The sequence below is a fragment of the Mycoplasma sp. 4463 genome (assembly GCF_048381515.1).
Classification (GTDB): Bacteria; Bacillota_I; Bacilli_A; order Mycoplasmatales; family Metamycoplasmataceae; genus Mycoplasmopsis.
Genome location: NZ_JBLWID010000032.1, coordinates 1 through 7,037 on the forward strand (window position 1 = coordinate 1; position 7,037 = coordinate 7,037).

General features: G+C 31.0%; 7 protein-coding genes. All 7 read right to left on the reverse strand.

All coding sequences use genetic code 4. The annotated features are described in order from the left end of the window. Positions 1–77 precede the first annotated feature (77 nt). Entirely contained in the window at positions 78–542 is a 465-nt protein-coding gene (locus tag ACNF36_RS02765; protein ID WP_418303650.1) for an NUDIX domain-containing protein, read from the reverse strand. Then, a complete protein-coding gene (metK, locus tag ACNF36_RS02770) occupies positions 521–1,669 on the reverse strand; it encodes a methionine adenosyltransferase (RefSeq protein ID WP_323176389.1) in 1,149 nt (382 codons plus the stop codon). The genes ACNF36_RS02765 and metK overlap by 22 nt, the downstream gene beginning before the upstream one ends. Before the next feature lie 246 nt (positions 1,670–1,915). After that, entirely contained in the window at positions 1,916–3,697 is a 1,782-nt protein-coding gene (locus ACNF36_RS02775) for a hypothetical protein (RefSeq protein ID WP_418303651.1), read from the reverse strand. 47 nt (positions 3,698–3,744) lie between these two features. Further along, the gene (gene rbfA, locus ACNF36_RS02780; protein ID WP_418303652.1) at positions 3,745–4,083 is read right to left on the reverse strand and encodes a 30S ribosome-binding factor RbfA; all 339 of its coding nucleotides are present in this window, start codon (positions 4,081–4,083) and stop codon (positions 3,745–3,747) included. A 193-nt stretch (positions 4,084–4,276) separates the two neighbouring features. Then, positions 4,277–4,816 (reverse strand): hypothetical protein, encoded by a 540-nt coding sequence (locus ACNF36_RS02785; RefSeq protein ID WP_418303653.1) that lies wholly within the window; start codon positions 4,814–4,816, stop codon positions 4,277–4,279. Positions 4,817–5,042: 226 nt separating this feature from the next. Further along, complete coding sequence (locus ACNF36_RS02790; protein ID WP_418303654.1) at positions 5,043–5,540, reverse strand: hypothetical protein; 498 nt, start codon at positions 5,538–5,540, stop codon at positions 5,043–5,045. A 189-nt stretch (positions 5,541–5,729) separates the two neighbouring features. Continuing rightward, entirely contained in the window at positions 5,730–6,917 is a 1,188-nt protein-coding gene (locus ACNF36_RS02795) for a phosphoglycerate kinase (protein WP_418303655.1), read from the reverse strand. Positions 6,918–7,037: the final 120 nt, after the last annotated feature.

The following is a 7,037-nucleotide window of genomic DNA, read 5'->3' on the forward strand; positions in this document are numbered from 1 at the left end:
TTAGTTGTTTCATAATCACTCCTTAATATAAAAAACACAAAATACGACGTTGTCCATATTTTGTGTCCCAGTTTAGACTATTTAATCTTGCTATTTGTAATATTTAAATACTGTTTATAAGCGTGTTTTAAGAATGCTTTTGACTTGTTATATGTAAGAATATTCAAAGCTCTTTTCATAGGGTAAAAATGCACTTTTTTGACCTCTGAGAGCAGTTTCTTAGGACAAGAAGTGGTTTTAGTATCTGCTAAGAAGTAAGTTACTTCTTTTCAGTTACCTGTTCGATTAACAAAATATGTGTCAACATAAAATTTGTCTGCATAAATTGTTATATCTTTAATTGATGTTTCTTCAAAAACTTCACGATGCGCTGTGTCAAGTTTTGTTTCGTTATTTTCCATATGTCCTTTAGGAAAATTTCAAACATCATTAATTTGTTTAATTAATAAAACTTTAATTTGTTTTTTGAATTGTTTGAAAACAATTGCGCCACACGAATATTCAGATACTTTTTGATCCATTATTTTTGATTTTCCAATCATTGTGTAGCTAATTGTTTAAGTTTTTCAACTTTGTTAAGTTGTTCTCAAGGTAAGTGTAAATCATTTCTACCAAAGTGTCCATAGTATGCTGTTTGTAAGAAAATAGGTTTTCTAAGACCAAGAGCATCAATGATACCTTTAGGTGTTAAATCAAATAATTGAGTTACAAAGTCAGCAATTACACTGTCTGGAATGTTTTTAGATGTACCAAATGTTTCAATCATAATTGAAACTGGTTTAGCAACACCGATTGCATAAGCTATTTGAACTTCACATCTGTCTGCTAAATTAGCTGCAACAATGTTTTTAGCAATTCATCTAGCAGCATATGCTGCTGATCTATCAACTTTAGTTGAATCTTTTCCTGAAAATGCTCCTCCACCGTGTCTTGCTGAACCACCATATGTATCAACGATGATTTTACGTCCTGTAAGACCTGTGTCACCAATAGGCCCACCAATAACAAATTGACCTGTTGGGTTGATTAAAATGTGTTTAGGTGCATCTAAGTTGTATTCTTTTAATACAGGTAAGATAATTTGTTCTTTAATGTATTTTTTAAACTCTTGTTCGTTGTAGTTTTTAGAATGTTGAATACTTAACAAAACTGTGTCTACAAATACATTGTCTTTGTCTGTGTAATCTAATGTAACTTGTGATTTCATATCAGCTTTAGCTCATTTGAATTCCATATTTTGTCTTAAGTTTTCAGCTCTTTTAACTAAAGCATGAGCTAATGTAATTCCTAAAGGCATATATTCAGGTGTTTCGTTAATTGCATAACCGAACATTAAACCTTGGTCCCCAGCACCGATTTCGTGTCCTTTTTCGACACCCATAGCGATATCTTCGCTTTGTTTTTTGATGTCTGTAATGAAACTTGTTTCTGTTGTGTAGTATCCGAGTTCTTTTAAGATGTTTTTAGCTATTTCTATAACATCAATATCAGCAGATGATTTAACTTCTCCTGCTATGAAAATATTATGCCCACTTGCCATTGTTTCAATAGCAACTTTTGATGTTGGATCTAAAGCAAGGTAAGCATCTAAGATTGCATCAGAAATTTGGTCACACAATTTATCTGGGTGACCTCTTCCAACTGATTCACTTGTAAAAAGTTTTCTCATTTTATCTCCTAATTTAATCAAATGTTTACTAATTATTCAGTCATTTATTTTGGGCTAATAAATTCATTGAAAAGCTAGCAAGATAATTTTACTATAAATCCATTAAATAACCTTGCGTTTGCTTCTATTTTTCAGGACAATGATTAAGAAAAATAAGGAAAATGAACCAAAAATTTTGTTTTGAAAATAAGATTAAAATCGCAAAATAAAACCCACTAAAATAGTGGGTTCTAAATTAATCATTTATTATTCAGGTAATACTAATGTTTGTGTGTATTCTCTATTATTTTCACTTGAAACTTGATATGTAATTGTAACTGATTTGTTTGCTTCATCTAATGTTCCATTAAGGAATTTACTATTTTTTAAAACAATGTTTGATACGCTTAAACCTTCTTTAAGTGCGAATAATTTGTTGTTATCACCATTACCACCAGATGTTATACCGAAGAATGCACCTTTACTGTATGATTGTAATAAACCGTTTGTTTGAATTTTTCCTTGTTTAGCATCATATGTAGTTTTAGCGTTAGCATATGTAGCTGTTGATAATACAACGAATGCATCTTTGTATGCTGATTCAGCTTCTGCAACAGGTTGGTCTGATACTGTAGAACCAGTATCAGTTCTTGATTCCTCTCCATCTGCTGTAGCTGGTGTTGTTTCTTTAGCTTTTAATCCATTAAGAACTTGTGAGAATTTTCCATTCATTGCCTCTGTTAATTCTGTAGCTTTTGGCTCAGCTGATTTTACGAAGTAGAATACTTTTTGACCTTCTGCAACTGTAGGAACAACTGTTTCAAATTCAAAACTAATTTTTGCACTTGTTTCAGATGCATCACCTGGAATAGTTTCGATTTTTGCAACTTTGAATTTAGATGCTTCTTTGAAGTTTGCATCTAATACATACCCATATTCTTCACCACCAGCTTTTGGAAGAATTGTCATTGGTGTGAATTTTAATGCGGCTGTAACGTTTTCAACTGTTAAGTCACTAAATGAAACTTCACTCATACTTTGTTTATTTAATGCTTCTAATAATTTTGCTTCGTCAATTGTAAATGCTTTTTGAACATTGTATGTATTAGCAATACCAGCAGCACTCATTGCTAAAACAGGCAATTGTGTAACTTCAACTTCATCTTCTAATGATGTAGCTTGTGTACTTCCTGATTTGTACATAAAGATATCATTGTGTGATTTATCATCTAAGTATAAGTACGGAATAACTTTAGTTTTTCCTTCTTTAAGGTTTGTGCTTGCATCTACTACTGTAAATGCTCCTTTAACTAAATCCTCACCTGTAACTGATACTTTGATTACATTTTCTAATGTTTTGTTTGTATACGAACCAGCTAAATATTTAGCACCAGCTGAAACACCTTTAGCAGTTTGAGGTTGAATTGCAAGGTTGTTTTCTTGTTCTTTATCAACTGTTGTTGACATTGTCGCTAAAACTGCTCTGAATTTTTCATATGCTTGTTCTTTTGAGATGTAACCTGCAACTTCGAAGTCTTCTGATGTAGGTTCTGTTTGACCTTCTTTTGTTGTTTTAACAGTAACTTTAGCTTTTCCAGCAAATAATAATTCTTTAGCAGCTCTACCTTCATCTGTATCTGATTTTGATAATTCATATAAGTCAACTACTGATTTTTCAACAAGTGTAACACCTTCTGGAACATCAACTGTAAAGTCATTAATATCAGCTACGTAAGCTGTTTTCTTTCCTGTAACATCTGCATTAAGTGTTACTGATACTTTTTTCTCTTCTACTGGTGGTGTCACTGGGTCCGGATTAGGAGTTTCGTTTCCTCCGTTTCCATCTCCAGGGTTACCTGTGTTTGGATTTTGATTACCATCTTTAGGGTTAGTTGAAGTTCCTGTTCCTGGGTTTGCAGGTTGTTTTAAATCTTTATTATTGTCGCCTTTATTGAATTTTCCTAAAGCCGCCATAGGAATTGTAACAATAGCTGTTCCTAATGCTGCAGCTCCTAAAATGGTGAATGCAACTTTTCAAGATCTTTTCATAATTTCTCCTTTTCAATTTCAATTTTGAAAATTGAAAAATAATTTAACTAATTTTCATTTTTAATTTGTCTAATGATTTCATCAATTTTGTATCCATTCTTAGAAACTGTATCTAAGTGGAAATGAACTGAAGGCACTTTACGTCAATCGAGTGATTTGGATAACAGTTTTTTAACATAACCTGCTGCATTGTTTAATGCTTCAATACCTTTTTCTTCGTTTTTGAATAATGATACAAACACTTTCACGTGTGATAAGTCAGGTGATAGTTGAATATCCATCACTACTGGGTCTATTACATTTGAATTTGTAATATCATTAGTCACTATGTCAGCAATCAATTGATGTAATCTTGCTTCTTTTCTTTTTAAACTAATTTCGTTCATAGTTAAATTATACTTTCTTTCTTATTGAATATATATAAATATAACTATAACTATTTTATACACCTTTTACCCTAAAATGCAAGAATTTTCTTAAATTTTTGACAAAATGTGTAAAAAATAGCATCTTTTTCACAAGATGCTAATATATTTTGGCTATTTTGATTAATTTAATTTTGAAATTTTCGTAATTTTTCTAGCTTAAAGTAAATGATTGTTCATATACTTTGTCGCCATTATCTTTGATTTTGTATTTAATTGTAAGTATTTTTGTTTCTGGATTTCAAGTTCCATCAAAATACTTGTTATCCTTAGTATCTCTAGTTGAAAGGAATTGGTCAATTGTAATTCCTTCTTTAGGAAGAAGAATTTTATTATCATCGCCTTGACCACCAGATTTAATTCCTATACCATTGAAACCTTTGTAAAGTTGTAAAAGACCATATCTGCTAATTTGATTAGCTTTTTCTTGAACCTTAGCATTTACATATGCAAACGTACCAGCTGGTTGCAATACGAATGCATTTTCGTATTGGTCAACTGGAGCTGCTATAGTTCTTGGATTATCGATTCCACCATTTACTGGATTAACAGGAACTGGTTGTGGTTCTGGATTGGTTGGTGTTTTAGGTTCTTCAGATTTTTGTTCTTTTGCAGAACATTGACCAGCAATAAGCGGCATTGATGTTGCTGATAAAACACCTGTAGCAAAAAGTAATAATTTGATTTTTTTCATTTATCCTCTTTTATTCTTTTGTCTAAAAAAGAATGTTTGTTAATTTATTAAATATATTTAATTTGAAAAAATTGAATATATTTTACTTATACACCTTTATCAAATGAAAGTGAAGTAAACTCCTTAATTTTTCACAAAATGTGTAAAAAATAGCATCTTTTTTCACAAGATGCTAATATATTTTGGTTATTTTGATTAATTTAATTTTGAAATTTTCTTAATTTTTCTAGCTTAAAGTAAATGATTGTTCGTATACTTTGTCACCATTATCTTTAATTTTGTATTTAATTGTAAGTATTTTTGTTTCTGGATTTCAAGTTCCATCAAAAAACTCGTTATTCTTAGCATCTATAGTTGAAAGGATTTGGTCAATTGTAATTCCTTCTTTAGGAAGAAGAATTTTATTATCATTTCCTTCAGCACCAAAAACACCACCAAAAATTCCTATACCATTGAAACTTCCGTAACATCGTAAAAGACTATATCTGCGAATTTGATTAGCTTTTTCTTGAACCTTAGCATTTACATTTTCAAATGTACCAGCTGGTTGCAATACGAATGCATTTTCGTATTGGTCAACTGGAGCTGATATAGTTCTTGGATTGGTTGGTTTTTTAGGTTCTTCAGATTTTTGTTCTTTTGCAGAACATTGACCAGCAATAATCGGCATTGATGCTGCTGATAAAACACCTGTAGCAAAAAGAAAGAATTTGATTTTTTTCATTTATCCTCTTTTATTCTTTTGTCTAAAAAAGAATGTTTGTTAATTTATTAAATATATTTAATTTGAAAAAATTGAATATATTTTACTTATACACCTTTATCAAATGAAAGTAAAGTAAATTCCTTAATTTTTCACAAAATGTGTAAAAAAATAGCACTTTTGGTGCTATTTGTGAAAATATTCGGTTAATTATTCAGCGTCTTGAATTGAATCAACACCTGGTAAGTTTTGACCTTGTAATAATTCTAAGCTTGCTCCACCACCTGTTGAAACGTGTGAGAATTTATCTTCCATTCCTAATTTTTCAACAGCAGCAACTGAATCTCCACCACCAACAACTGTGTAAGCGTTTGATAATTTAGAAACAGCTTCACATACTGCTAATGTACCATTTTTGTAGTGTTCAAATTCAGCAACTCCCATAGGTCCGTTTCATACAACTGTTTTAGCTCCTTCAAGTGCTTCTTTAACGTTTTGGATTGATTTTGGTCCAAAGTCAAGTCCCATAAATCCATCTGAAATTGAACCTTCTTGAATTGTAGGTTCAATGTCTGCAAACATTTCAGCTGTAGCGTGGTCAACTGGTAAGATAACTTTGTCTGAGTATTTCGCTAAGAAATCTTTAGCTAATTGAATGTAATCATTTTCAACTAATGAAGTTCCAACTTTTTGTCCTTGAGCAACCATAAATGTGTAAGCCATAGCTCCACCGATGATTAATTTGTCAGCAATTTCTGCTAATTTTTCTAACACTAAGATTTTGTCTGAAACTTTAGCTCCACCAACAATAGCTACATAAGGGTGTTCTGGGTTTTGTAAAACTTTAGATAATGATGAAACTTCTTTTTCCATTAAGAATCCTAAAGCTGATTCAGCAATGTTTGAAGCAATACCAACATTAGATGCGTGTGCTCTGTGAGCTGTACCGAAGGCATCGTTTACAAATACATCACCTAATGAAGCTCAGTAAGCTCCTAAGTATGGATCGTTTTTAGATTCAGCTTTGTTATTTAAGTCTTCAAAACGTGTGTTTTCAACTAAAATAACATCACCACTTTCCATTTGTTTGATTGCAGATTCTAAAACGTTTCCACGTGTTACAGGAACAAATGTAACTGGTTTTTTAAGTAATCTAGCTAATTCAACAGCAACTGGTCTTAATGATTTGTCTTTTAAATCTTCTTCTGTTTTTACTCTTCCTAAGTGTGAAAATAAAACAACTTTTCCACCTTTTCTGATGATGTACTGAATTGTAGGAAGTGCAGCAACAATTCTTTTAGCAGATGTAATAACACCATTTTTTAATGGTACGTTAAAGTCAACTCTAACTAAAACTGTTTTATTTTTCAAACTAAGTTCATTTAAAACTTTTTTCATTGTATCTCCTATGTAAATATAACAAATAAAATAAGGTGTATATATTATAAAGTATTAAATAAAAACACAACAATATTTATTGTTGTGAAATTTAAGGTTTAATAAAGATATACAGGTATA